We start from the raw sequence: 26,502 nt of genomic DNA, 5'->3' as shown, positions 1-26,502 counted from the left end.
TCACTTTTTAAAACTTAAAAACCATTGTTGTACATCTTCTAGTATTTTCAAATCATCAATAAAGTCATATTCAGTTTGATTAAACTCAATTACTTGCTGGCAATAAGCATGCTCAACAATCATATGAATAACAGTTAATGATATCCCCTCATCCACAGGTAAATCATCCAGTAACTGCGCCCTAACAATTGACTTTTCAAACCCCCAAAGCGCTAATAAGTAGGCACTAAGAGCGTACTTAGGCACGTTTTCATCTTCGTTATCTTGCACAATACACATAGCAGCTAATTCACCAATAACACTAAGCAAACCAACTGCAAATGCAAACAACTGTGTTTGCCTATCTTGCTTTAAATACTTAGCGAGCGATTGCGCCATACTTGCTTTTTTATATCCTTTATTAATTAACTCATTAAGCGTCTCTTGCTTAGCCTTATTAAGTAATTGTTGAGACAATTCAGAAAAAACCACAATCGCCTTTAAACTAACTAAACCAATTCTTATAATCGCCTCTTTTAAGTTTGTAGTTTGACTATCAAACCCCATAAATGCGGAGTTGGCTACCTGCAAAACTTTTCCCGTTAATACAGGGTCGTGGCTAATATTATTTTCTAAAATAGAAATGTTTGGCTCATTTTTGTTTAACTCACTTAATAAGTTTTGAGTCACAACACCTAAAAATGGCAAGTCTGAAAGCTGCCCTAAAATAACGCGATGAGGAGCATGAATAGGAAGTAATTTTAATAACTTAGCGCTGTCTAGCACCGCTACTAAATGTTTCTGTGTAAAAGGTTTTACAAGATGAAAGTGGATTGTGTTGTTAACTTGTAGTTGATAGTTACTACTTAAATCACTGGTAAATAAACACCTTAAGGCTGTAGGACAGATCGCTTTAGCGTGCTCTAGTACTTTAAGCCCTGAAGAAAGTGGCATCATAGAATCACAAAAAATAATGTCGGGTGTATTATTGTTTTCTATGTAGCGTTCAAATTCATTAGGTAACTGTAAGCAGGCTACAGTTACATTTGCACATAAGCGGCTCAACGTTTTTGCTAGTGCACGTAATAGTAATTCGTCATCATCAATTAAAAGTATATTTATTTTTTGCTCATGCATTCACTATACCTTCGCTATAACGTATTAATTTCTAATCAAAGCGTAGTATAAATTCACAAATAGACATAAAACGAAAAGGGCCTAATCGTATTAGAGATTCATAGGATTAAGATAAAGCCATTGAGATCTGATAGGATATACTTAATTACTGCACAATTAATGTTAAACCAGCCGGTTAAATAGATTGAATGAAAAAGATATTTTTAATAGCACCTTTTTTATTAGTTTTATAAACGACAAGCTTCGCCCACTGATTAATAAAACATACCGTTCCAACTCAACAAATACTTTAATTGGTCAATCATTAGCTGGTCTGCCTTCAAGCGATATTTTATTTAATCACTCTGCAACTTTTAATTATTACGTAATAATTAGCTCAAGCTTATGGTGGGCCAATAATGAATTACTAAATAGCCCTTTTGAGCCACAATCGTTTCCTCAATCGGTTTATATTGACGTTGGTAAAGAAGGTGAATTAATGGAAGGCGATTGCATAAGAAAATAGCGCCTATTTTTGGTAATAAAAGCCAAGTGAAATTAGGCTATTTTAAAAACCTAGATCACGCCGATACTCTGCATTTAGCTGTATACGACGCTTTTACATAAATTAACTACCATCCAAAAAAGTAATTAATAAAAATGCTTATAAGACTTTAAGTATTATTCATGGTATTTGCGGATCATCGCCACCTTACCATTTTCAATTTCGATTACTTCCATCATTGTGGAGGTGTATTCTATTGGCTGCTTACTTTGTGGGTGAATGCCTTTTGCAAAATTTTTATAACGAATAGCAAAGCCTGTATCGTTAAACACAAATGTATTAAGCAGTGTGCTTTCAAACAACGTGTGTGCACCTAAGTAAAAACTCATACCTTTGCGCATCTGCTCTTTGCCATCAGGAGTACGTGAGTCATCCGGTTGATACGGAATATGCTGATTACCAATATCATCGGTTAACAATGCAAGATAAGCCTCAAGCTCTTTAGCACCTGCGTTAGGTGCTTGTGTGGCGGTCATTGTTTTATAATACTGCTGCGCAAACGCATTTAAGTCGAGTGGCTTTTCAGCATTCGCCGAAAAAGCAGTTACTAAGGCCAAGCCTAACGTTAAAAGTAGCTTCATCACTTATCACTTCCTGTAGTTAAAAATATTGATTCATTTATAGGAACACTATATTAATGTGTTCAATAATAAAACAAATAACTTTAAGTAACTAACACCTACATTTTGCTTTTCACTCTATTGGTTGCAACGCTGTTGGCAGGGTCGTCTGGCCAAAAATGCTTAGGGTAGCGGCCTTTCATTTCCTTTTGCACATCGCGGTAACTGCTAGCCCAAAAGTGCGCTAAATCTTGAGTAAGTTGCAGCGAGCGTTTACCTGGCGATAGCAACTCCATAAGCAGTGGCAGTTTACCGTTGGCAAGCATAGGCGTACTGGTCAAGCCGTAAACTTCTTGAATGCGCACGCTTAGCTTTGCGGGGCCATCAAGCTGGTATTCTATTTTTATATTTGAGCCACTTGGCACCGTTAAGCGCAGTGGTAACAATGCTTTTAACGCGGTTTGTTGTTGCCAATCAAAACAGTTTTGTAATGCTTCAAAGTAGTTAAACTTTTTAAGCTGCGTGAGCGTTTTAATATCTTCTAAAAACACGCCTAGCCACTGCGCTGCATTTTGAATAAGTTGTTGCTCGTTTATTTGCGGGAATTTATCGGGCATTAAATTACTTGCTAGGCTCATACGTATCAGCAATTGTTGCGCATCAGGTTGCTCGTTAAATAAAGCAAAACCGTGTTTAGCAAATAAGCTAAGCCACGCTTTAGCACGCTCGCTCTTATCTAGTTTTTGTTTACTAGGCTGGCTGCTGAGCGTTATAGCCCCGAGCTTTACTTCATCTTGATGAATAAAGCGCGCTGACTTTTCATCAAACTCACAACGAGTAAGTTCACTAAATAAATGCGGTAAAAATTCTTGTAACTCAAATGGGTTAAGCGCGGTGGCTGCAAATATACGCCCGCCTTTGTGCCCGCCCATGGTTGCTATGGCTAAGTAATCGTCGTTGTGCCAGTAATCGGCATTCAACTCAGCCCCTGCACCATTGGCAAGTAAATAACCATTACCACGTTTTTTAGCGATGCGATCGGGGTATGCCAATGCCACCAGCAAACTTATATAATGCGTATTTAATTCGCTGTTTTCGTCTTTTACTTTTAAGCGGCTTTGCCAATATTTTAACTGTTGTTTAAATACCGGATGCGGACGTTGCTGTTGGCTATGCAACGCTAAACTCAACTCGTTTGCACTGTTTACTCGGCTCTCAAGTAATGCCACTAAATAAATAGCGAGCCTAAAAATACCAGGGAGTTGGTCATCAAGTATTTGTGCTTTTAAGAGCATATGCGCCAAACGAATATCAGCACCAAAACCTAACATTTTACTGCCAAGCGATGTGAGCTTACCCTTGCTATCAATAGCTTCTAGCATGTTGAGCAGGTTACTTGCTTGCTCGCATTGTTGCTCAGTGGGTTTATCGAGCAAGGTTAGCTTATCAATACTGGCTCCCCACTGCTTTGCCTCAAGCATAAGTTGGCTTATGTCTGATGTGAGTATTTCTGGATTGTCGTGGCTATTACGTCTCTCAAAGGTTTGCTTTGAGCCAATTCGATAAACAATGCCCGGCTCTATTCGTCCTGCACGCCCTGCACGTTGCACAGCAGACGAGCGCGATATACTTTGTGTTGTGAGCTCAGTAACACCTGTTTTTAAATTAAAGGTAGCTGCACGGCGCTTGCCGCTGTCAATTACAATGCGTATGCCTTCAATAGTTAAACTGGTTTCGGCTACATTGGTGGTAAGCACTACTTTGCGCATGCCGTTTGGTGCAGGAGCAATAGCAGTTTGCTGATTGGCTTTATCTTGCTCGCCAAATAGCGTTGCAACTTGGCAGTTACTGGGTAAATCGCTAAGTGCTTGTTGCACGCGTAGTATTTCAAATTGCCCAGGTAAAAATACCAATGCGCTACCTGTTTGCTCATTAAGTGCTTGTTTTATTATGGTAGGAATTGCATCAAGCCAGCGACTTTCATCTTTTATGGGTATGTATACTTCGTCTATTGGGTAGCTGCGACCGCTTGATTGAATTACAGGGCAGTCAAAAAACGCTGTATAGCGCTCTGTATCTAGCGTTGCCGACATAAGCATAATAGTTAAATTTTCACGCAGTGCACTTTGGGTCTCGAGCGCAAAGGCAAGTGAGGTATCGGCTGCAATTGAACGTTCATGAAATTCATCAAATATCAGTAAATCTATATCGCTTAATTCGGGATCGTTTTGCAGCATGCGCGTTAGCATGCCTTCGGTGACTATTTCGAGGCGCGTATTAGCGCTTACTTTACTCTCGCCTCTAATCCGCAAGCCCACACTTTGCCCAACACTCTCGTTTTGGCACTTTGCTAGGTAGCTGGCAATATTACGTGCAGCTAAACGGCGGGGCTCTAGCATTACAATACGTTTAAAATGCCCATCGCGCATAATCTGCAGCGGCAACCACGTAGATTTACCCGCACCAGGCGGCGCTTGTAATAACGTAATAGGATTACTTTGTAATGTAGTAACGAGTTGTTGATATATGTCTTGAACCGGCAGCACTGCTATTTACCCAAAATTGCTTTGCGTGCATTGTAACAAAAACCAAAAATAAACGCGCCGCTAAAGCTATGTGGTTATAAGGGATTTAATAAAGGGTTACATAATCAGAAATAATTACAGACCGCTCTGTACATTTTTTAAGGATGTTTTCACAACATTAATCATTACTGCCTCAATAAAAACATAACACCATGATTATAAATGCAAAATAAAAATTTAACTTATTGGTACACGCCTTGCTCCTTTTATACTGAACGTTAATTAAATCTAAGTAAGGAGAAACTTATGAACAGCGATCGTATGAAAGGTAATTGGAACGAACTTAAAGGTAAGGCTCAACAGAAATGGGGCGATCTTACTGACGACGATTTAGACAAAATTGAAGGTAGCCGTACAGAGCTAGTTGGTAAAATTCAGCAGCAGTATGGTAAATCTAAAGAAGAAGCAGAGCGTGAAGTTGATGAGTTTGAAAAAACTCACTAATCGCTAACTTCTAAAAAAACCGCCATTTTGGCGGTTTTTTTGTTTAAGCTGTAGGTTATTTAGCTACGCTTTTAATTGGTTACCAATCGGTAACTGCCTAATACGCTTTCCACACGCTGCAAAAATAGCATTACATAATGCTGGTGCATAAACCGGTGTAGATGGCTCGCCTACCCCTGCTGGTGGTGCATCGCTTTGTACTATTTCAACTTCAATCTCAAGAGGTGAGTCGCTCATACGCGGTACGCGATAATCATGAAAGTTACTTTGCTGTACACGGCCTTTATCAAAGGTAATACCATCGCTGATTGCAGTTGTAATACCGTAAATAGAGCCACCTTGGGTTTGGTTTTTAACGGTGTCGGTGTTTACAACCGTCCCCGCATCAATGGCAACCCACGATTTAATTACTTTTAAATCGCCAGCATCCGACACTTCTACTTCAACTACCGTAGCTACGTAAGTTAAAAAGCTTCTGTGTGCTGCTATTCCTAAACCTCGACCTTTAGGAAGTTCTCGACCCCATTTACTTATGTCAGCTACTTTTTCAATAACATGGCGCAGCCTGCCAATATCTAACGGATAAACCGCTTTATCGCCACCGTAATTATCGTATGTGGCATTTTGCTCAGTTACATCAACAATGCGACTCGGACCTATAGTGTCTAGTAAATAGTCTTTTTGGTCGCGACCGGCTTTGTGCGCTGCTTCGCCAATAAATGACTGAATAGCAAAGGCATGAAAAATATTTGATACAGAACGCATCCAACCAATTCGTGCTTTGGCTTGCGCATCACCGTTTTCTAACTTCATGTTAGGTGTGTTAATAGGGTTATCGGTAAATCCTAAGCGCAGTTCAAAGCTTCCCGGCGTAGTCGCCCCTTCTGAAAAGGTAGAGATAATTGGTGAAAACGCGGTGCGGTGTAAATACGATTCTATTGCGCCATTTTTATCTAGCGATGCTTCAATGTGCTGAGCCGAAACTGCATGGTAAAAACCATGTTGTATGTCGTCTTCACGCGTCCATTGCACACGAATAGGCTTGCCTACTTTCATTGAAAGATAAGCTGCTTCTGCTGAAAAGTCAGGTTTTGACTTACGCCCAAAACCGCCTCCTAACATGGTAACGTGAACATTAATTTTGCTCTCATCCATGCCAAGCATTGCCGCCACTGTTTTCATATCGGCTTGTGGATTTTGCGTAGCAGCCCATATATCAACACTGTCTTTGTTGTACATAGCTGTTGCACAAGGCGGCTCCATTGGTGCTTGAGCAAGATGCGGCGCGTAATAATCAGCTACCAATTTATTGCTCGATTTAGCCAACACGCCCATGGCATCGCCTTTATCACGTATGTTTGCCTGTGGAGTTTGTACTGTTTGTAATAATGACTTTTTAAATTCTTTTGAATTGTAATCGCCATTTTTGCCATCATCCCACACGACTTTTAATGCTTTACGCCCTTGCCATGCAGCCCATGTGTTTTTAGCTATAATCGCAATGCCACCTTTTGGCTGAAACTGCGGCGCGCCTTTTGGTGCAGGTATTTCAATAACATCTACAACGCCGTTTATCGCTTTTGTAGCACTGGCATCAAATGACTTAACAACACCGCCTACTACCGGCGGGCGTTCAATTATAGCCACCAGCGCTTGTGGTTCGCGTACATCGGCTGCAAATATTGCTTTACCTGTTACTAAATCGGCTAAATCTATGTGCGCCATGCCAGTATTAATGTAGCGCCATTCTTTGCGTGTTTTAAGTGTTAGTTTGTCAGCTTCTGGTGGCGTTATTGTAAGCGCTAAGTCGATTAAATCTTTATAAGTAAGCGATTTACCTGAGCTGTGTGTAACAACGTGTTGATTGGCTGTACAGGTCTGCGGGTCAACTTTCCAATACTTAGCGGCAGCGTGCTGCATCATGTAACGCACACTTGCGCCCATTTCACGCAGGCGCTGCATGTTGTAGCGAATACTGCGCGAGCCATCGGTATTTTGATCGCCGTATTTAGGGTCGCCCTTACCCTGAATAACAATAACCTTATCCCACGCGGCTTCCATTTCATCGGCAACTATTTGTGCAATCGCGGTGCGAATTTGCTGACCCATTTCAGAGCGATGGCAGGTTATTTCAACCATGCCGTCTGGGCGCAGTGCAATAAATAAGTTTGCGCGCTTTGCTTGCTCAGATGGCTGTTCTAACACACCCGCAAATGCTCTTGGCGCACTGCCTACAAAATAAGTACCAAGTACCAATGCACCTATTGCGCTAGTTTTTAAAAACTTACGGCGGTTTAAATCAAAGTATTTGTTATCTTGGTTCATACTTCTTCCCCTTGTTCATTTGGGTCAAAATATTGAACACTCGCCATTGTTTTAGCCGCTGATTTAATTGCTTTATGAATACGCGGGTATGTACCACAACGGCAAATATTTCCCGACATATTACTTACTATTTCATCGTCGGTAGGGGTTGGGTTTGCTGCTAATAAGCTTGCAGCTTGCATCATTTGACCGCACTGGCAAAAACCACACTGCGGTACTTTATGCTCAACCCATGCTTGTTGTACTGGATGGTCGCCCTGCTCGCTTAACCCTTCAATTGTCGTAATTGAACGCCCTGCTGCTGCCGCAACAGGTAATACACACGAGCGCTGAGCTACCCCATCAATATGCACGGTACACGCACCACACTGCGCCATACCACAGCCAAATTTAGGCCCAGTTAAATTCAATTCGTCTCGGAGATACCATAATACTGGCGTTGACGGATCGCCAGAAAACTCATGTTTATTACCATTAATGGTAAGCGTGATCATACTAAACTCCTTGGCAAAGCGCTTTACAGGAGGGTCCCTTGTTGCGCGAGAACTATTTTTAATTACTTACTATTTTATACTTACTACTTTTAGCCTATCACTTAGATCTATTTTATAAAAATACTAATTATTAGAACGTTAGTAAAAATAGGACAACCAACTAACCACAATTTAGATAAAATTTAGGTAGCCGTAAACAGCTTGTTGGTAAAATTGAGCAACAATACGCTAAACCAAGAAAAGTAAATGAGTTGAGAAAGGTTATTAATTTATAAGCATTTTAACTAAAGTAGTGCATCACTGTTGCTATCCAAAACTTTATAATGGATAAATTACTGTTCTGACAACCCACAATTGCTACCGGTGGCAATTGAATGTAGAATAAATTTAATATTAATTAATTTGGTAAAATCTATGAAAATCGCATTAATGAATGAATTTAGTCAAGCAGCAAAAAACCCTATTGTACTTGAGCAACTTAATACTGTGGCCAAAGCCCAAGATCATCAGGTATTTAATGTTGGCATGGATGGTGACAACGACCATAGATTAACATACATCCACCTAGGAATTATCGCCAGTCTATTGCTTAACTCTAAAGCTGTGGACTTTGTTGTAACAGGTTGTGGCACAGGCCAAGGCGCACTTATGGCTAGCAATGCTTTTCCGGGTGTTGCATGTGGTTATTGTATTGACCCTTCTGATGCATATCTATTTGCACAAATAAACAATGGTAATGCACTGGCTTTACCGTATGCAAAAGGTTTTGGGTGGGGTGCTGAGCTAAATATAAAATACATTTTCGAAAAAGCATTTACAGGTGAAAAAGGTCAAGGTTATCCAGCTGATCGTAAAGAATCTCAAGTGACTAACGCTGGTATTTTAAGTCAATTAAAAGTAGATATAGCTAAAGATTATCTCAAGGCACTTGAATCGATAGACCCCGACCTTATTAAACAAGCTATTGGCGGTTCACGGTTTCAAGATTGTTTCTTTAAGCATTGTAAAGACGAAGCAATAGCAGCATTTGTTAAAGCTAGAGCTTAATAATAAAATTGTCATATAGCCTGAGCTCTGGTTAAGAGATTTACTAATATATTGAACCATAATGATATTTAGATTTATTATCCAGAGTTCAGGTTACATACCTCTAATAGCAGCTTCTGCATCATCTTGCGATAACACCTACTCACGTCTTTAAGACCTAAAGCCAACCGGCTGTGATGTAATAGCAGCCAATAATGGCTACTGGTAGCACATAACTATAGCGACAATTTTTGAAAGTATAATGGTAATTCCCACCGCTACCCTCAAACGTAATATCGCCATTTAATAAAACCATGCTGGGCTTATCGCTAAGCTTTTTATTAATACCCCAAACTGCATACCGAAAATTATGTTCGCCTAAATCATCAACACGAATATGGTATTTAGCTGTTTTCCAATCGAGTACTGGTTTTTCAAAAGTATTAATATTTGCGTGCAAGGATTGCTTACCTTGTTCGATTAAGCTTTTAGCAAGTGCCTGCTCTTTAGTATTTTGTGTATTTACAGCAATAATTTTACCTTCGGTATCTACCCACATAACGCCGTTATTTAGCATAATGCCGCGCCAACCTACTTTCTCCCAATCAGTTTTAATGTTTGAACTGACAATAACGGTTACTAACTCATCATTAAAAACCTCATCAAAGCGGTTAATAAACTCAGCTTCATTTTTAATGTCGGGCAATGGATATTGCCTTTTTAGGGGTAGCGAATATGCGCAGCAATCGCAGTTTTATCCTGCGTTTTAAAAGCAGCAATCGCAGTTTTATCCTGCGTTTTAAAAGCAGCAATCGCAGTTTTATCCTGCGTTTTAAAAGCAGCAATAACAGGTAAAACACTCTCGTGATACTTTTGCTCAAGCGCAAATATGTTCGATGTGAAAAGTAGAGATAGGCACAGTAGAATGCGGTTTAGATATTTCATTTACAGTCCTTTACTCTGGGCTTTTATTATATTTCTAATACTTTGACCTAAAATCTTAGAACATACCTTTCTGCTGAGGCGCTTCTTTATGATCTGTAACTTTCGTAATGAGTTTTTCGATCTTCAAGCCTTGCGGTGTTTTAGTCTGAATTATTTCCATTTCAACTATTAATAGATCCCCTTTACCAAACCGCTCTCCTTTATCTACAGTCTCAATAAATTCTCTATCAGTAATCTCTGCATAGAAACTGGATTGTCCATCAAATAATTTCCACTTATTTCCATCTTTAAAGGATGGTGATTCAATAGTTAAACCTGTTGTAATTGTATTTTTTGAAATTGGTAAATCGAAATCTAGAGGTTTAAAAAATTCGGCATCATTAGCCGAAGCTTTAGTTTGGATGTCAAACTTTGAAGATTTTAACTTTACTTCGCTTAACCCTTTAAGCAAAGGCTCTCTAATAAATGTATCCAATGAATTAGCAGCTTTTGGGTCAGAAAGAACATTTAGCGTTTGAATATGAAATACTTGAGTATGACCATTAGAGTTTTCAATATTAACTGTATTCGCATTACTATCTGGTGTGCACTGCTTCGGTTGATTGCCAGCTAAATGAATACACAACTTAATTGAGTCAGTAGCCAGAGTAATAAGGTCTTTGGGGGAGCTGGTGCAAAATAGTGCTCCAGAGGATAAACCTACAACCTGAAGTAAAAAATCAATATCAAATGATTGTCCTCTAAAACCTGATACATCCATACATAGCGATGCATCTTTACCATAAGCCTCTGTTGTAATAACGTTCATAAATTCATCTAATGCCAAAATATAGCGAGCAACATCTTTCGCTTTTAGTTGCCCTTTTTCAACTGCTGCACCGTAATATTCAAGAGATAGCTGATCTTCCGTAATTGTCTGCATTATAATTCCTTAGTTAGAGTAACTAAAACTTAGTATCCTTTATGCTTAGTCCAAAACTAATACATAGACTACATGTTCAATCCATTTAATAGTCACATCTAATACCTATTATGTAAACAACTGAGTTATCGATATTTATTGTCATAACAAATATAAAGATACAAAATAAAAACGAGCCTAATTTGGCTCGTTTTTTTTTTAATTAATAGCTAAAAACCAACTGTTATTCTTACTCCGGATCATACCCCAAATTAGGCGATAGCCATCTTTCTGCCTCTGCGAGCGTCATATTAGTTCGCTTGGCGTAGTCTTCTACCTGATCCTTTTGAATAGCTGCTACTGCGTAGTATTTTGCCTCTGGGTGTGAGAAATACCAGCCCGAAACAGCAGCTCCTGGCCACATGGCGTATGAGCTAGTTAGCTGCATGCCAATGCGTTTTTCGGTATCGAGTAACTGCCAAATTTTCTTTTTCTCGGTGTGCTCTGGGCACGCTGGGTAACCTGGCGCTGGGCGAATACCTTGGTAGTTTTCGCGAATTAGCTCATCGTTTGCTAGGTTTTCGTCTGGTGCAAAACCCCAATACTCTTTACGTACTTTTTCGTGTAGGTATTCGGCAAACGCTTCGGCGAGTCTGTCGGCAACCGCTTTAACCATTATTTTGTTGTAATCATCTTGCTGTGCATCGAACGCGTCGGCTAAGTCGTCTTCTTCTAAGCCGCCTGTTACGGCAAACGCGCCAAAGTAATCAGGTGTGCCTTTTGGCGCAATGTAGTCGGCCAAGCAATAGTTAGCAAAGTCGGTTTTTTCGGTTTGCTGGCGTAAATGGCACGAGGTGTTTAACAGTTCTTTACGGGTTTCGTCGGTGTAAATTTCTATGTCATCGCCCACGCGGTTTGCAGGGAATAAACCAATTACACCTAAAGGCTGTAAACTGCCTGCTTTTTCAAGGTCGTCGAGCATGTCGTTAGCGTCTTTAAATAAACTACGTGCTTGCTCACCAACGACTTCATCATCCATTATGCGCGGGTATTTACCAGCGATTGACCACGTCATAAAGTATGGCGTCCAATCTATGTATTTACGCAAAGTCGCGATTGATACATTTTTAAACTCGGTCACGCCCAGCTTTTTAGGCACTGGTGGTGTGTAGTTATCCCAATCAAGCTTTGCTGCGTTATCGCGTGCGCGCTGGATTGTAACAGGCTTAGAGCGTGGTTTTTTACGCGCTTGTTGCTCGCGTACTTTTACATATTCAGCTTTAGTTTTAGCTAAAAAGTCAGGTTTAATGTCTTTTGATAATAAGTTTGAAACCACACCAACTGCACGGCTTGCGTTATTTACATACACAACGCCTTTGTCATATTGCGGCTCAATTTTTACTGCGGTGTGCGCTTTAGAGGTGGTTGCACCACCAATAAGTAGCGGCAGTTCAAAACCACGGCGTTTCATTTCTTTTGCTACGTGTACCATTTCGTCAAGCGATGGGGTAATTAAGCCCGATAAACCAATAATATCGGCTTTTTCGTCGATGGCGGTTTGCAGTATTTTATCGGCAGGTACCATTACGCCTAAATCAATAACTTCGTAGTTATTACACTGTAGTACCACGCCTACAATATTTTTACCTATGTCGTGTACGTCGCCTTTTACGGTCGCCATCACTATTTTACCATTGGTTGAACCTTCTTCTTTTTCGGCTTCAATAAATGGGTCTAGGTAAGCCACGGCTCGTTTCATTACGCGCGCCGATTTAACCACTTGTGGTAAAAACATTTTACCTGCGCCAAATAAATCACCTACCACGTTCATGCCATCCATTAACGGCCCTTCAATTACGTGAATAGGTTTATCGGCAGCAGCGCGGCATTCTTCTGTGTCTTCATCTATAAAGGTAGTAATGCCTTTTACAAGCGCGTGCTCAAGGCGTTTTTCTACAGGCCATGTGCGCCATTCTAAATCTTCTACTCGCTCGGCTTGTGCCATACCAGAGTATTTTGGTGCAAGCTCTACTAAACGCTCGCCTGCACCTGGGTCTGTGTTAAGTATTACGTCTTCAACGGCTTTACGAAGCTCCTCTGGTATGTCGTCGTAAACGGCGAGTTGCCCTGCATTTACAATCCCCATATCCATACCCGCTTTTATGGCGTGGTATAAAAATACCGAGTGAATAGCTTCACGTACTGGGTTATTACCTCTAAATGAAAACGATACATTTGACACCCCGCCCGACACTTTACAGTGCGGTAAGTTTTGCTTAATACGGCGTGTGCCTTCAATAAATTCTACTGCGTAGTTATCGTGCTCTTCTATACCGGTGGCTACGGCAAATATATTAGGATCGAATATAATATCTTCTGGTGGAAAACCAATGTCTTCTACCAATATTTTATAGCTGCGGGCACATATTTCATATTTACGGTCTGCTGTATCAGCTTGCCCGTCAGTATCAAACGCCATTACAACGGCAGCTGCACCAAAACGTTTTATTATTTTAGCTTGACGAATAAACGGCTCTTCGCCCTCTTTTAGCGATATAGAGTTAACAATGGCCTTACCTTGAATACACTTTAGGCCTGCTTCTATTACTTCCCATTTAGAGGAGTCGACCATAATGGGTACGCGTGAAATATCAGGCTCTGAGGCTATTAAGTTTAAAAACTTAACCATAGCGGCTTTTGAGTCCAACATGGCTTCGTCCATGTTTATATCAATAACCTGTGCGCCATTTTCTACTTGTTCGCGGGCCACTGTTAGCGCAGCTTCAAAGTCTTCTTCCATGATTAAACGTTTAAACATGGCAGAACCGGTTACATTGGTACGTTCGCCGACATTGGTAAATACTGCTATTTGTTGGGTCATGCTGGCTCCTTAATTTAAGTTACAGGCTTCAAGGCCTGATAAACGCATACGTACTTCAAGCTCGGGTAGTTGGCGTGGTTTAACGCCCGCTAAACCTTTTGCAAAAGCACGAATATGCGCAGGCGTGGTGCCACAACATCCACCTACTATATTAATAAAGCCCGATTTACCCCAATCGATAATTTCGGCTGCCATTTCAGGCGCTTCTAAGTCGTATTCACCAAACTCATTAGGCAAGCCCGCATTAGGGTGTACCGATGTAAAGGTTTCGCACACGCGCGAAAGCTCTTCTACGTATTGGCGCAGTAAATCAGGGCCAAGCGCGCAGTTTAAACCAATCGAAATAGGCTTAATATGGCGAATAGAGTTATAAAATGCTTCGGTTGTTTGCCCAGAAAGCGTACGGCCAGAAGCGTCAGTAATAGTGCCCGAGATCATCACTGGTAATGTGCGCCCTGCTTGCTCAAAGGCTTCTTCTACGCCAAACGAGGCGGCTTTTGCGTTAAGGGTGTCGAATATAGTTTCGATTAGTATTAAATCGGCGCCGCCTTCCATTAATGCAAGGGTAGACTCTACATACGCAGTAACTAGCTTATCAAAGGTGACATTTCGGTAACCCGGATCGTTTACGTCTGGCGAAATTGAACACGTTTTAGATGTCGGCCCTAAAACACCCGCTACATAGCGTGGTTTTTCTGGCGTTTTAGCCGTAAATTCATCGCAAATTGCGCGTGCTAATTTAGCCGACTCTACGTTTATTTCACGACTTAGGTTTGCCATGTCGTAATCTTCCATCGAAATAGTGGTCGAGTTAAACGTGTTGGTTTCAATAATATCGGCGCCCGCTGATAAAAAACCACGATGAATATCAGTGATTAAGTCGGGCTTAGTTAGGCTTAATAAATCGTTATTGCCTTTAATTAATACATGCCAGTCTTTAAAACGCTCTCCGCGATAGTCTTCTTCTTCTAGCTTATGATCTTGGATCATGGTGCCCATAGCGCCATCTAAAATTAAAATGCGTTCTTTTAATGCAGCGCTTATTTCGGCTTGCTTATTATTTGTAGGAGCGTTATTCGGCATAGTTGTTAGTCCTCACGTCTTGGCTAACTAAATTAATATCATACGGTGTGGTTTGGTACACGTAGTAATTTAACCAGTTCGAAAAAAGTAAAAAAGCATGGCTTTGCCACGTTTTTGAAGGTTGTTTGGTTGCATCGTCATCCGGAAAGTAATTTTCGGGCTTTGGTGCATTAGGGCTTTTTTTACAATCACGCTCGTATTCTGCTTTTAGCGAGTCGGCGTCGTACTCTGGGTGGCCGGTTATAAACACTTGGCTACCTGATTTATTTTTAAGTAAGTAAGCCCCTACTCGCTCAGAACCTGCCAGTACAACTAGCTCGTCGCAGGCGTTTATCTTATTTATATCAATATGGCCGTAGCGTGAGTGCGGTACCAAAAAGGTATCGTCGAATCCACGAGTCAGTGCACCGTGATCAAAATAACACTGGTGAGTAAATACGCCACACAGTTTATCGTCTTTTAAATCACGTTTTAAATTGTAACGGTGATATAACGCTGCATGCGCTGCCCAACACGAAAACAACGTAGAGGTAACGTGTTGCTCAGCCCAATCAATAATGACTTTTAGCTCATCCCAATACGCTACATCGTCGTATTCTAAATGCGCAAGTGGCGCACCGGTTACTATTAATGCATCGTAATTGTTGTCTTTAACCTCAGAAAAATAACGATAAAAGGTATCAAGGTGCTCTTCTGAATTACTGCTACTGCGGTGAGTGTCGAGGCGCAGTAGTTCTACGTTTACTTGCAAAGGCGAGTTGGCAAGCAAGCGAATAAACTGAACTTCGGTTTCTACTTTATTAGGCATTAAGTTTAAAATAGCCAAACGCATTGGGCGTATTTCTTGCGTTTTTGCACGTGTTTTTGGCATTACAAATACGTTTTCTTGACGTAAACGTGCAATTGCCGGCAACTCGTCTTTTACTGTAATTGGCATACTTTACTCCTGCTCATAAAAACCGAAGCTTAATTATGAACTGAAAGTAAAAAATATCAACCTCTAGATGTATAGATGTCTAAATGAAATTTATTCATGATTTTATACTTTACTTACAAGCATGCTTTAGTGCTTTAAAACCCGCCATTCGTTGACTGTTTCACCTGTCAGCCACTACAATACAACATTGAAAATTTTATTATTATTTGAAGGCTCCTTTCATGGTTTTACCTGATAAATTTATATTCTCGATGAGTCGAGTATCTAAGGTTGTGCCACCTAAGCGCACTATCTTAAAAGATATTTCGTTGCACTTTTTCCCTGGCGCTAAAATTGGTGTGCTTGGTTTAAACGGTTCTGGTAAATCTACGTTACTACGCATTATGGCCGGTGTTGACCAAGATTTTGAAGGTGAAGCACATCCTCAGCCTGGTACAAAAATTGGTTATTTACCGCAAGAGCCAGTACTGGACGAAAGCAAAACAGTGCGCGAAATTGTCGAAGAAGCCGTTGGCGAAGTTAAACATGCACTTAGCCGTCTTGACGAAGTATACAACGAGTACGCAATGGAAGGTGCTGACTTTGATGCACTTGCAAAAGAGCAAGGCGAGCTTGAAGCGGTTATTCAGGCGCACGATGGTCACAACATTGATAACGTTTTAGAGCGTGCTGCTGATGCACTTCGCCTACCAGAATGGGATGCTAAAATTGAGCACCTTTCAGGTGGTGAGCGTCGTCGTGTTGCTATATGTCGATTATTACTTGAAAAACCAGACATGCTTATTCTCGATGAACCAACTAACCACTTGGATGCTGAGTCGGTTGCATGGTTAGAGCGCTTCTTACACGATTACGAAGGCACTGTTGTGGCAGTAACGCATGACCGTTACTTCCTTGATAATGTAGCTGGCTGGATATTAGAGCTTGACCGTGGTGAAGGTATTCCATGGGAAGGTAATTACTCTTCTTGGCTTGAACAAAAAGATGCGCGCTTACAGCAAGAACAAAAATCTGAAAAAGCACGTCAAAAATCAATTGCGCAAGAACTTGAATGGGTTCGTTCAAACCCTAAAGGTCGTCAAGCTAAGTCAAAAGCACGTATGGCTCAGTTTACTGAAATGCAGCAGTCTGATTACCAAAAGCGTAACGAAACTAACGAAATGTTTATTCCACCTGGCCCACGTTTAGGCGACCAAGTGCTTGAAGTAACTAATCTTCGTAAGAGTTTTGGCGATCGCGTTTTAATTGACGATTTAAGCTTTAGCATGCCAAAAGGTGCCATTGTGGGCATTATTGGCGCGAATGGCGCGGGTAAATCAACGCTGTTTAAAATGATAAGCGGTGAGCAAGAACAAGACAGCGGTAGTATCAGCGTTGGTGAAACAGTACACCTAGCTACTGTTGATCAGTTCCGTGACGGTATGGATGAAAGCAAAACTGTTTTCCAAGAAATATCAGACGGTCAAGACGTACTAAAAATTGGTAACTTTGAGTTCCCAAGCCGAGCGTATGTAAGTCGCTTTAACTTTAAAGGTAACGATCAGCAAAAGTTTGTTAAAGACCTATCTGGTGGTGAGCGTAACCGCTTGCATCTTGCTAAGTTATTAAAAGCGGGCGGCAATGTGTTACTTCTGGATGAGCCAACCAATGATTTGGACGTTGAAACCCTACGTGCACTTGAGAATGCTATTTTAGAGTTCCCTGGTTGTGTAATGTGTATCTCGCATGACCGTTGGTTCCTTGACCGTATTGCAACGCACATTTTAGATTACCGCGACGAAGGTGTAATTAACTTCTTTGATGGTAACTATACTGAATACGAAGAGTGGCTTAAAAAGACACTCGGTGCGGCAGCAGCTCAACCTAAACGTATTAAGTACAAAAAAATTGGCTAATCTTCACTGTAGCTGACTTATTACAGTAACACTAAGCCCTGCATTTATGCGGGGCTTTTTTATGCCACCAGCATTCTAAGCACTTATTTTCTAGCATGTAGAGAATTACCCGCTATGATTAATTTATTATAAAAACAATAAGGCTAAATTAGGATATGCAAAATCGTCGTCAGTTTTCTCGTGTATTATTTTCAACCGATGCACAGGTAATTTTTAATGATCATCAATACCCATGTAAATTGCTTGATATATCTCTACATGGCGCATTGATTAACAAATGCGATGCTATGACAGGCTGCACCAATAACGATGCAATACTGCGTTTTACACTCCCTCAAAGCGACATAGAAATAAAAATGGAAGTAGTTGTGTGTCATATAGAAGCAGATCACATCGGTTTAAAGTGCCGTCATATTGATATAGATAGCATTACTTATCTAAAGCGATTAATTGAATTAAATTTAGCCGATGACGAGCTGCTGCATCGCGAACTCACTATGCTGATTCACGACGCACAATAATAGACTCATTTAGATTAGTTGATTACCATAGGGCAAATTTTTCAACGTGTGAATACATGACTTTAAATCCACATTTACCTTTGGTGTATCATCCTAACTATTCGTTTAGCTTTGATCCAAAGCATCGTTTTGCAATGAGTAAGTTTGCACATTTATATCAGCATGTTGAAGAGCTTGGTTTGATTGGCGATAACCTAGTTGAGCCAATATTAGGCACGCCAGCACCACTTGAGCTAATACACTGCGAAAATTACATACACGATTTGTGGAACAACCGCTTAGATGAAAAAGCCATGCGCCGCATTGGCCTACCTTGGTCAAAAAAGCTCATGGCGCGCACATTTACAGCCCCTCAAGGCACATTACAAACGGCTCGTTTAGCGCTAAAACATGGCATAGCATGTCACCTTGCTGGTGGGACACACCACGCACATACCGATTTTGGCTCAGGCTACTGCATGGTTAACGACCTTGCCTTTACCACGCAAACTTTAATTGAATCGGGTGAAGTAACTAACGTACTTATTTTTGATTTAGACGTGCACCAAGGTGATGGCACTGCGGCCATGTTACAGCATCAGGCATACGCTTATACCTGCTCTATACATTGTGAAAAAAATTTTCCGTTTAGAAAATCTGCTAGCGATTTAGACATTGGCTTAACCGACAATATGAAAGACGACGAATACCTCGCTATAGTGGATGAAACCTTAAGTTACTTACTCAAAGAGTTAAATCCGAGCTTGGTACTTTACGATGCTGGCGTTGATATTTGGCAAGGCGATGGTTTGGGTAAATTAGACATTAGCTGGGATGGTATAATTAAACGCGACCATTTAGTGTTAAAACGCTGCCTTGAACACAACACACCCGTTGCTACAGTAATAGGTGGAGGTTATGATAAAGACCATCTTCGCCTTGCTAAACGCCACGCTATTGTTGTTGAGCAAGCCGCTCGCTTTTAGTGTGAAATAAAAATGTTAAATTCTCGTTCTTATTTAATACATACAATAAAAACGAAAATACTATGAAACAGTTATTTATCGCCATCACACTCATTTTGTTAAGCTTTACAGCACATGCGCAACAGGAAATAACAAATACCATCCACCCTAAATTACCTACATTAAATTTACAAATGGCCGACGGTTCTATAATTAATACCCACGATTTACTAGGCCAGCCTTATATTTTACATTTTTGGGCCACTTGGTGCCCATACTGTAAAAAGCTGCAACCGGCACTTCAAAAAATTGATGATATGGGCTTAAAGGTCATTGCAGTTAGTTTTAAAGAAGATGAAGATGCTGCTCCCGCCAAAGCTCTTAGCGACAGAGGTTATACTTTTAAAACAGCAATAAAGGCTGATGCGATAGCTAAAAAGTTAGGGATCAGAGGTACGCCTAATACATTATTTATTAATAAACAGGGCGATGTGATTTGGCTCACTAACACCTCAAATTCAGAAGATGCAAACTTGCATTTAAATGCACGTACGTTACTTCACTCTATGGAACTAAAAACAGAGTAATTTACTGCGTTTTTAGCTGACTTGGCGTTAAACCTGTCCAACGCTTAAAAGCACGCCGAAAATTTGGGATGTCATAAAATGCTAGACGCTCAGCAACTTGTTCATTACATTTAGCACGTAAGGTAAGTAGGTAAATTGCTTTGTGTTTGTTTTGCTCGTCAATTAGCGCTGAAAAGCCTACTCCGTTAATTTTCAGTTTTCGTTTAAATGTAGCTGAACTCATAGCAAAGTGCTTTGCGGTACACTCTAAATTAGCACTTGGGTGAGAGTATAAATACCTACAAACAGCTTCAATAAAAGTCATGCTAACTAAATTTTTATTATGTAATTGAGACTGCGCTTGCATAAATCGTAATTGACTAGCGCACGGGTTCTTAGCCCTTAACATGGCTTTATTTAATACCCAGCGAGTACATGGCCTATCAAAACTTATCTTTAGCCCTAAATTTTGTTCGTACTCTTGAATATGCCGAGGGCGCTTAAAAGCAAAGTCAAACTGACAATGCGGGTAACTTTCGCTTACTCGTTTGAGTAAACTATAAAAAGCGGTGCTGTATATTTCTAATACGTAGTGGTGCAGCTCTTCATTGAGTCCATGAGCAGGTTGTAAATAAATATAATATTGCCCGCTTTTAATGTATGTTTGGCTAAATAATAAAGGCGCTAACTGCATTCTTAAATGCGCTAATTGCTTTAGTACTTGCCCTAAATCAGCACTGTACATAAGCGCTTGTACTTCAACTCGCGTATCATTTATTAGCTGGCTACCAAGTAAAAAGCCACTGTCGGTACTTTTCATTAACAGTTTAAATTGTGCTAGTAAACGCACCTGCTGAGATAAACTAAACGCATGTTGAAAGTTAAATAAATCTTGCTCAAATATTCCCGTACCACGCAATAGTTTATGAAGTTCAATACCTCGACTTTGTGTTAATTCAACAATCGCAATTATAAGTCCTTGTGCACTTACAAACTTATCATCTTGATTAACAAAGGTGTGCACGTTGCGCTACTTTTTGTTGGTGCTTTTTTTGTTGTAACTGGCTATGCAATTGGCTTGTTAATGTACCTGTATAATTACGTTCATTACCTTGAATTAGAGCAGTTGTTACATGCTGAAACTTTGCTTTTTTTGAGCCTTCCACTTTAAATGCGCAATATCTCAATGCCCCTTTAATTTGCATCATAAGCTCTTTTGCTTGTTGTTCTGTGGTTTCTGGCATTAACACCATAAAGCAGTCTCCTGCATACCTGCACACAACATCACTTAGCCGGCAGTTCATTAGCAATAACTCGCTCACCTCACGCAGTAACCTATCGCCTTCTTTAAAACCAAATTCGCTATTAAAATGCGAGAAGTCGCGTATATCAATAGCACCGAGCCACAAAGGCTGTGTGCTTAAAAGCTGATTTTTTATGGCTAAATCTAAGTACTGCGCTTTATAAAGCCCTGTTACAGAACAAACTTTACTGTGTTCACGCAAGTTAGCTTCACGGCGGCGTAATTGGCGATTTAATACATATTGCTCTTGATGCCAATAATACAACCCCAAGCTAGTTAGTAGCATGCCTACAGGGGCTGGTAATGACTCAATCCAACTTAGCCATTTGTGTGCTGGGTGCATTAACCACTCATCGAGTAAATCTAAAGTAGCTGAGAACATAAACAACCCTACGCCAATCACTAAATAAGTTGTTACTTTACTGGGGGGCCTTGAAATTAATAACACCGTGATCCACACCAGAGCCATGAGTACAATACCGCCCTCGCCCATAATATCTAGCCATTGAATATCAGCATACGTTTTAAGTACACCTAGGTAAGCGCTTAAAAAGCAGGCACTAAAAAACATCGCAATAATACAATTAACTAATAATCGGTGGCTGGTAAATGGGTTAAATCGCATTAATTAATCTTCTCTTTGTAGAGTCTATTTTTATGCTAACTCATATCTATATTTGCCAGCAGGGTCATATTAGCTCAACTATATGACAGCAAGATGATCACCATTTTCAAAACCATCTTACACCACACAAAAAACCTCACTTTATAAGGAGTGCTAGTAGCTCATAAAGCCTTTCATAACAGTAAAACACAGCTCACAGTATATGTTTAAAGTAACACCTGTCACATTTACGTCATAAAATAACTTTAGTTTGCTCGTCATGCCAAAAATCAATGCAGATTTTAACGTTAACAATAAATTAGATATTTCTATATTAGAATCAGAAGCAACTTGAAAGACGGATTTAGACTAGGGGCGAAGCAGCTTTGCTCAGCTTTTACTAAACCTTCTAGGTTACAAGCCTCGCACCGCGATTAAATAGACCATAGATAGAATAAATTTCAATCAAAAAGGTCAGCTGGCCCAAAATCTATAAAGCATGATTTTTAATAAAGAAAAGCTATTTATTACAACACTCGCTTCATGATTTTTTAGAAGAGACTGAGAAAATATAACGCTGTGTTCAGTAAAGGAACCATTATGAATTTTAGATTAAATAAAACACTTAGCTTACTTGCTAGCTGTTTAATGATTAGTGCCATAACCGCCTGTAGTAACGGTGCTGTAAGTGAGAATATAAGCATTGAGAAGCAAATAGTTAGCACTGTAGAGCTTGGTCCAAATCAAAATATGCAAGGCTCACAAGGCGCGTGGCTAAGCAATAATAATTGGTTATTAGCAAGTGAAAGCAAAGGGCTAGTACTTGTAAATAGCCAAACAGATACAAACCAAATAATTGCGCCCGGAAATTTTGAATCTCTTTCAGTTAGGGCTTTATCAAGCAACGCTTTTTTAGTGGCGAGTATTGATAACAACCAAGACAATGTAGCTATTTTTAAACTTCAACATGTAAATAAAACATGGCAGTTATCTGAGCTAACCCGAATCATATCACCACAGGCTCAGCCCGACACAGTTTGTTTATTTGCTAATAATATCACGCAGACAGTTACTGCATTTATAGCCGATGTTCGCGGCTTAATTACCGAAACGGCTATTTTTGATACAGCTAAAAATCAGCCCGTCAATGTCAGTATACGAGAATTCCCTGGCGTAAGTGAAGCTGCGGGTTGTGCTGTAAGTGATATTACAAGCACGTTGTTTATTAGCGAATCCAACGTGGGGATTTGGGCTATAAATGCAAATGCTGAATCGCAAGCTGATAAAAAACCAATTGCGCTTGTTGCACCCTTTGGCGAACTAAAAAATGAACTTGGCGCTCTCTTTGCCTCAAGTGATGGCATGATATGGTTTACAAGCACTGAAAATAGCCTCCTATATGCTTATAACCCAATTAGTAATAAATTAAAACACTGGAGGTTAAATACTAATTTAAACCCTGAATCAGCCGCTATCAAGTACACCAGTAATAATACAGCGACTGCGGTTATTTATAATGATACGACTGGGGCTTATATGCAAAGCCAACTATCCGTGAAAAAAATAGCGGTTCAAAAAAATAGGCAAAACATAACGCAAATACATGCAAATGCACAAACTACACCTGTAAACGCATTTGGTGATGCCGCCGACGATCCTGCTATTTGGGTAAACCCTAGTGATGCTGAAAACAGCCTTATTTTAGGCACTGATAAACGTCGTGGACTAATGGTATATAGCCTAAATGGCAAGCTTGAACAGTCACTTGAAGTTGGTCGTTTAAATAACGTGGACCTACGACAAAATAGCACCATTAAAAACAGTACCAATACATTAATAACAGCCAGTAATCGAACACTTAACGGTATTAGTGTATTTACAGTACAAGCTAATAATAATGTGAAGTACATTGCTGATATTCCTACCAATCTTGATGAAATTTATGGCTTATGTATGTACTCGTCAAATACGGGGAACTATGTTTTTGTAAATGATAAATCGGGGCTGTATCAGCAATATAAAATCAGTGAGAATAACGAAAAAATAACAGGCAAACTTGTTCGCGAGTTTAACCTTCCAAGCCAGCCAGAAGGCTGTAGTGCAGATGATGAACTAGGACAATTATTTGTAGGCGAAGAAGATGCCGGTATTTGGTATATAGGTGCTGAGCCAAGCACCGGAACAACACCTATCATGCTACAACACATTAATAAGCAATTAGTTGATGATGTAGAAGGGATGGAAATTTATCATGCAGATAACGCACGTTATTTAGTTGTTTCAAGTCAAGGCGATAATAGCTATGTGTTATACGAAATAGGTAATATAACTCAAAACACTGAAGTGCCATCACTCAAATTTAGTGGTAAATTTAGCGTTATTGCTGATTTAAACTCAGGTATTGATGGCACATCAGAAACCGATGGACTAACTGTTACAGCAAAACCTTTACCAGGTTACCCTGAGGGTATTTTAATAGTACAAGATGGTTATAATCGAATGCCGCAGCAACCACAAAACTTTAAAATAATTGATTGGCGAGAAGTTAAAAAAGCCATCAGATAATACGCGCTACCTAATCATTTTATAAAGGCTCACTTGAGCCTTTAAATTGATCTTGTAATTAGATAAATATTACATACATTTTTATACTACAATTTAAACTCATAAATTAATTGAGATTATTATGCGCCTACTACTTACTTTATTACTAATTACTATAAGTGGCTTTGTAACAGCGGAAGAAGAGAAAAAAGTAGAACTCCCCCCTGTCGATCCTGCTTATAAAGCTAAACATCCAATGGTGTTAGTTAATAAAGGCTCGTCTATCATCGCGATGAATTTGCCTACCTATAATTCACCTCATGATGTACAAGTTGTTTATAAAATAGGTAACCCCGATGTGGCGTTTTTAGGCTTTGTCAGAAATGCTGAATTAATCACCGTAAAACCACAAGCATTTAATATTCAACATTTAATGCGTGGTGAAGAAATTACGATTATTGCCGATATTTTTGAAGGCGATTACCAACAAGGTGGTAGTTTAATTTACTCACAAAAAGAACTTGTACTAGGTAAACAGTTGTATGCCAGAGAACTAAAGGGGTTAAGTGAATCATCACAATGGCAAGACTACGACATAATTAACCTAGGCGGCACTGAGCGTATTTATATTCATAAAATTCAACAAGCGCCGAGCTATAACCATCTTATTTTTGTCGATTTAGTTAATGCGTGTATGCAAAAGTTCCGCACCTCAAAACGAGTTCCACCTGTAAATGAGCTTACCTATAAATTTGTTAATTGCGGGACACTCAAACCACTTTACTACAATGCAAATGATTTTAAAAAATAGTTACTTATAATCAGTTATAAGCTTAAGCCCCTGCTGCATAGCATCGATTGATTGCCCTGCAAAACCTAAACGAACATGGCTAGGTTGCTCGGGCATTAAACTTCTTACTGAATTAGCAAAATAAAATTCAAATTCTGCTTGTAAATACACGCCTTTACTTTGCATTGCTTGTTTTATATTACTCGTATTTTTATTTAAGTTAACCCACATTGCCATGCCGCCATCAGGCTTTTTATACTCTATTGGTAAACCCTGTGATTGCAGTAACGTTAACGTATTGCCCATTGCTTCATAACGTTGTTTATAGTGCTTAGTCATGCGTTTTAAGTGGCGTTCAAACCCGCCCTCTTGCATAAAATGCGCTACAGCTAACTGCATAACAACATCATTTTTATGATTTACTAACTGCTTCCATGCGATTAACTGTGTTAATACTTCAGGGGCTGCGCAAATGTAGCCAATTCTAGCGCCTGAGAACATAATTTTAGAAAATGTAGATAAGTAAATAATAATCCCAGCGGGATCGTTCCCAGCCATAGGTTGTAATGGCTGACAGCGATAGTGAAATTCGTGATCGTAATCATCCTCTATAATCATTACGCCATACTCATAACATAATTGATAAATTTGCATGCGCCGTGTGGGCGAAAGCGTAACGGTGGTTGGATATTGATGCAGCGGCGTTAAGTACAACATTTTTATTGGATATCGTTTAAGTTGCGCTTTTAAATCATCTACACACAACCCATATTCGTCTTGTTTTATATCTATTAATTGCGCACCACAAGCTGCAAACGCTTTACGTGCTGGCGGATAACCTAAGGTTTCGGCAGCGACAAAATCGCTTTTATTTATAAACGCCTTTGAAATTAAAAATAAAGCTTCTTGTGAGCCATTACATACAAGCAAGTCTGATACTTTTAAACTTCTAGTTTTATGTAGATAATTGCCTATCTGAGTTTTTAGCTCACTCACTCCACTTATATCGCCATAATGAAGTTTACTGGTGTCTAAATGATTAAATACATGGCTCATAGAGCGTTTAAATTCTTTATAGGGAAAACTATTTAAATCAGGAAGTCCACCTGCGAAATTATATACGTAGTCTTTTAAATTCATTGTCGGAATAGGCACGGCTAACTCTGTAGCAAATTTATAAGGTTTTGGTGTTAAAACTGGCGTGTGCTCACAGTTAGCACTGCTTTGAATTGGCAGTGTTTGAGTGACGCTATACCCAGAGCGTTCATGGGACTCTAGCCATCCTTCGGCTACGAGTAACTGCAATGCGTTCATTATTGTATGGCGATTTAACTGATACGTTTGCGCCATAACTCGAGCAGAACTAAGTTTTGTAGCAGGTGCAATATCTCCCTTTACGATAGAACCGCGCAGAGCATCTGCAACTTGTAAGTACTTAGCTTTGTTTGAGTTATTAAATTCAATATTAAGCGGTTGCATGTTATCCCTTTATAA

General features: G+C 39.9%; 21 protein-coding genes and 1 pseudogene. 9 read left to right on the top strand and 13 right to left on the bottom strand.

All coding sequences use genetic code 11. From position 1 onward, the window contains the following. A complete protein-coding gene (locus D172_RS05090) occupies positions 1–1,116 on the bottom strand; it encodes an HDOD domain-containing protein (RefSeq protein ID WP_007376169.1) in 1,116 nt (371 codons plus the stop codon). Positions 1,117–1,300: 184 nt separating this feature from the next. Here D172_RS05090 and D172_RS05085 point away from each other — a divergent pair, with 184 nt between their 5' ends. Further along, complete coding sequence (locus D172_RS05085) at positions 1,301–1,621, top strand: alpha/beta hydrolase-fold protein (RefSeq protein WP_007376168.1); 321 nt, start codon at positions 1,301–1,303, stop codon at positions 1,619–1,621. A gap of 155 nt (positions 1,622–1,776) precedes the next feature. Here D172_RS05085 and D172_RS05080 read toward each other — a convergent pair whose 3' ends face one another. Next, positions 1,777–2,241 (bottom strand): nuclear transport factor 2 family protein, encoded by a 465-nt coding sequence (locus D172_RS05080; RefSeq protein ID WP_007376166.1) that lies wholly within the window; start codon positions 2,239–2,241, stop codon positions 1,777–1,779. Positions 2,242–2,339: 98 nt separating this feature from the next. Next, positions 2,340–4,766, bottom strand: coding sequence for an ATP-dependent helicase HrpB (gene hrpB, locus D172_RS05075; protein ID WP_007376165.1), 2,427 nt, complete (start codon positions 4,764–4,766; stop codon positions 2,340–2,342). Positions 4,767–5,051: 285 nt separating this feature from the next. Between hrpB and D172_RS05070 the strand changes: the two genes are divergently transcribed. Continuing rightward, positions 5,052–5,249 carry a CsbD family protein gene (locus D172_RS05070; RefSeq protein WP_002958133.1) on the top strand — a complete coding sequence of 66 codons (198 nt, stop codon included), beginning with the start codon at positions 5,052–5,054 and terminating at the stop codon, positions 5,247–5,249. A gap of 63 nt (positions 5,250–5,312) precedes the next feature. Here D172_RS05070 and D172_RS05065 read toward each other — a convergent pair whose 3' ends face one another. Both D172_RS05065 and D172_RS05060 read right to left on the bottom strand, forming a co-directional pair. Continuing rightward, positions 5,313–7,574 carry a xanthine dehydrogenase family protein molybdopterin-binding subunit gene (locus D172_RS05065; protein ID WP_007376164.1) on the bottom strand — a complete coding sequence of 754 codons (2,262 nt, stop codon included), beginning with the start codon at positions 7,572–7,574 and terminating at the stop codon, positions 5,313–5,315. Next, positions 7,571–8,068, bottom strand: coding sequence for a (2Fe-2S)-binding protein (locus tag D172_RS05060; RefSeq protein WP_007376163.1), 498 nt, complete (start codon positions 8,066–8,068; stop codon positions 7,571–7,573). Before D172_RS05060 ends, D172_RS05065 begins: the two co-directional genes overlap by 4 nt. A gap of 414 nt (positions 8,069–8,482) precedes the next feature. Here D172_RS05060 and D172_RS05055 point away from each other — a divergent pair, with 414 nt between their 5' ends. Next, on the top strand, positions 8,483–9,115 hold the full coding sequence (locus tag D172_RS05055) for an RpiB/LacA/LacB family sugar-phosphate isomerase (protein WP_007376162.1): 633 nt from the start codon (positions 8,483–8,485) through the stop codon (positions 9,113–9,115). Between the two features lie 157 nt (positions 9,116–9,272). On the opposite strand, the pseudogene D172_RS05050 reads toward D172_RS05055, so the two are convergent. The 5 genes and pseudogenes from D172_RS05050 to D172_RS05030 form a co-directional block, all read right to left on the bottom strand. After that, a pseudogene (locus D172_RS05050) lies at positions 9,273–10,039 on the bottom strand (hypothetical protein). A gap of 55 nt (positions 10,040–10,094) precedes the next feature. Continuing rightward, positions 10,095–10,961 carry a hypothetical protein gene (locus D172_RS05045; protein ID WP_007376159.1) on the bottom strand — a complete coding sequence of 289 codons (867 nt, stop codon included), beginning with the start codon at positions 10,959–10,961 and terminating at the stop codon, positions 10,095–10,097. A gap of 229 nt (positions 10,962–11,190) precedes the next feature. Further along, the gene (metH, locus tag D172_RS05040; protein WP_007376158.1) at positions 11,191–13,821 is read right to left on the bottom strand and encodes a methionine synthase; all 2,631 of its coding nucleotides are present in this window, start codon (positions 13,819–13,821) and stop codon (positions 11,191–11,193) included. Positions 13,822–13,830: 9 nt separating this feature from the next. Further along, positions 13,831–14,904 (bottom strand): homocysteine S-methyltransferase family protein, encoded by a 1,074-nt coding sequence (locus tag D172_RS05035; protein WP_007376157.1) that lies wholly within the window; start codon positions 14,902–14,904, stop codon positions 13,831–13,833. Continuing rightward, the gene (locus tag D172_RS05030; protein WP_007376156.1) at positions 14,894–15,841 is read right to left on the bottom strand and encodes a homoserine O-succinyltransferase; all 948 of its coding nucleotides are present in this window, start codon (positions 15,839–15,841) and stop codon (positions 14,894–14,896) included. Before D172_RS05030 ends, D172_RS05035 begins: the two co-directional genes overlap by 11 nt. 221 nt (positions 15,842–16,062) lie before the next feature. On the opposite strand from D172_RS05030, the gene ettA reads away from it, so the two are divergent. The 4 genes from ettA to D172_RS05010 all read left to right on the top strand — a co-directional run bounded on the left by ettA (position 16,063) and on the right by D172_RS05010 (position 19,788). Beyond that, on the top strand, positions 16,063–17,736 hold the full coding sequence (ettA, locus tag D172_RS05025; protein ID WP_007376155.1) for an energy-dependent translational throttle protein EttA: 1,674 nt from the start codon (positions 16,063–16,065) through the stop codon (positions 17,734–17,736). Positions 17,737–17,891: 155 nt separating this feature from the next. Beyond that, on the top strand, positions 17,892–18,257 hold the full coding sequence (locus D172_RS05020; protein ID WP_007376154.1) for a PilZ domain-containing protein: 366 nt from the start codon (positions 17,892–17,894) through the stop codon (positions 18,255–18,257). A 56-nt stretch (positions 18,258–18,313) separates the two neighbouring features. Then, positions 18,314–19,222, top strand: a complete 909-nt coding sequence (locus D172_RS05015) for a histone deacetylase (RefSeq protein ID WP_007376153.1) — start codon at positions 18,314–18,316, stop codon at positions 19,220–19,222. A 62-nt stretch (positions 19,223–19,284) separates the two neighbouring features. Beyond that, entirely contained in the window at positions 19,285–19,788 is a 504-nt protein-coding gene (locus tag D172_RS05010) for a TlpA family protein disulfide reductase (protein WP_007376152.1), read from the top strand. A 1-nt stretch (position 19,789) separates the two neighbouring features. Here the strand turns inward: D172_RS05010 and D172_RS05005 are convergent, their stop codons facing one another. Further along, positions 19,790–20,791: a helix-turn-helix transcriptional regulator gene (locus D172_RS05005; protein ID WP_007376151.1), complete on the bottom strand. Its 1,002-nt coding sequence runs from the start codon at positions 20,789–20,791 to the stop codon at positions 19,790–19,792. After that, positions 20,775–21,695 (bottom strand): GGDEF domain-containing protein, encoded by a 921-nt coding sequence (locus tag D172_RS05000; RefSeq protein ID WP_007376150.1) that lies wholly within the window; start codon positions 21,693–21,695, stop codon positions 20,775–20,777. Before D172_RS05000 ends, D172_RS05005 begins: the two co-directional genes overlap by 17 nt. A 579-nt stretch (positions 21,696–22,274) precedes the next feature. Here D172_RS05000 and D172_RS04995 point away from each other — a divergent pair. Continuing rightward, a complete protein-coding gene (locus D172_RS04995; RefSeq protein ID WP_007376148.1) occupies positions 22,275–24,239 on the top strand; it encodes a phytase in 1,965 nt (654 codons plus the stop codon). Positions 24,240–24,360: 121 nt separating this feature from the next. Continuing rightward, positions 24,361–25,029, top strand: coding sequence for a hypothetical protein (locus D172_RS04990; protein ID WP_007376147.1), 669 nt, complete (start codon positions 24,361–24,363; stop codon positions 25,027–25,029). On the opposite strand, the gene D172_RS04985 is transcribed toward D172_RS04990, so the two are convergent. Continuing rightward, positions 25,030–26,487, bottom strand: coding sequence for a PLP-dependent aminotransferase family protein (locus D172_RS04985; protein ID WP_007376146.1), 1,458 nt, complete (start codon positions 26,485–26,487; stop codon positions 25,030–25,032). Between the last annotated feature and the right edge of the window lie 15 nt (positions 26,488–26,502).

It is taken from the genome of Pseudoalteromonas sp. Bsw20308 (assembly GCF_000310105.2).
Classification (GTDB): domain Bacteria; phylum Pseudomonadota; class Gammaproteobacteria; order Enterobacterales; family Alteromonadaceae; genus Pseudoalteromonas; species Pseudoalteromonas fuliginea.
The sequence above is the reverse complement of the archived record's forward strand: the minus strand, read 5'-3'. Positions and strand labels throughout refer to the sequence as shown.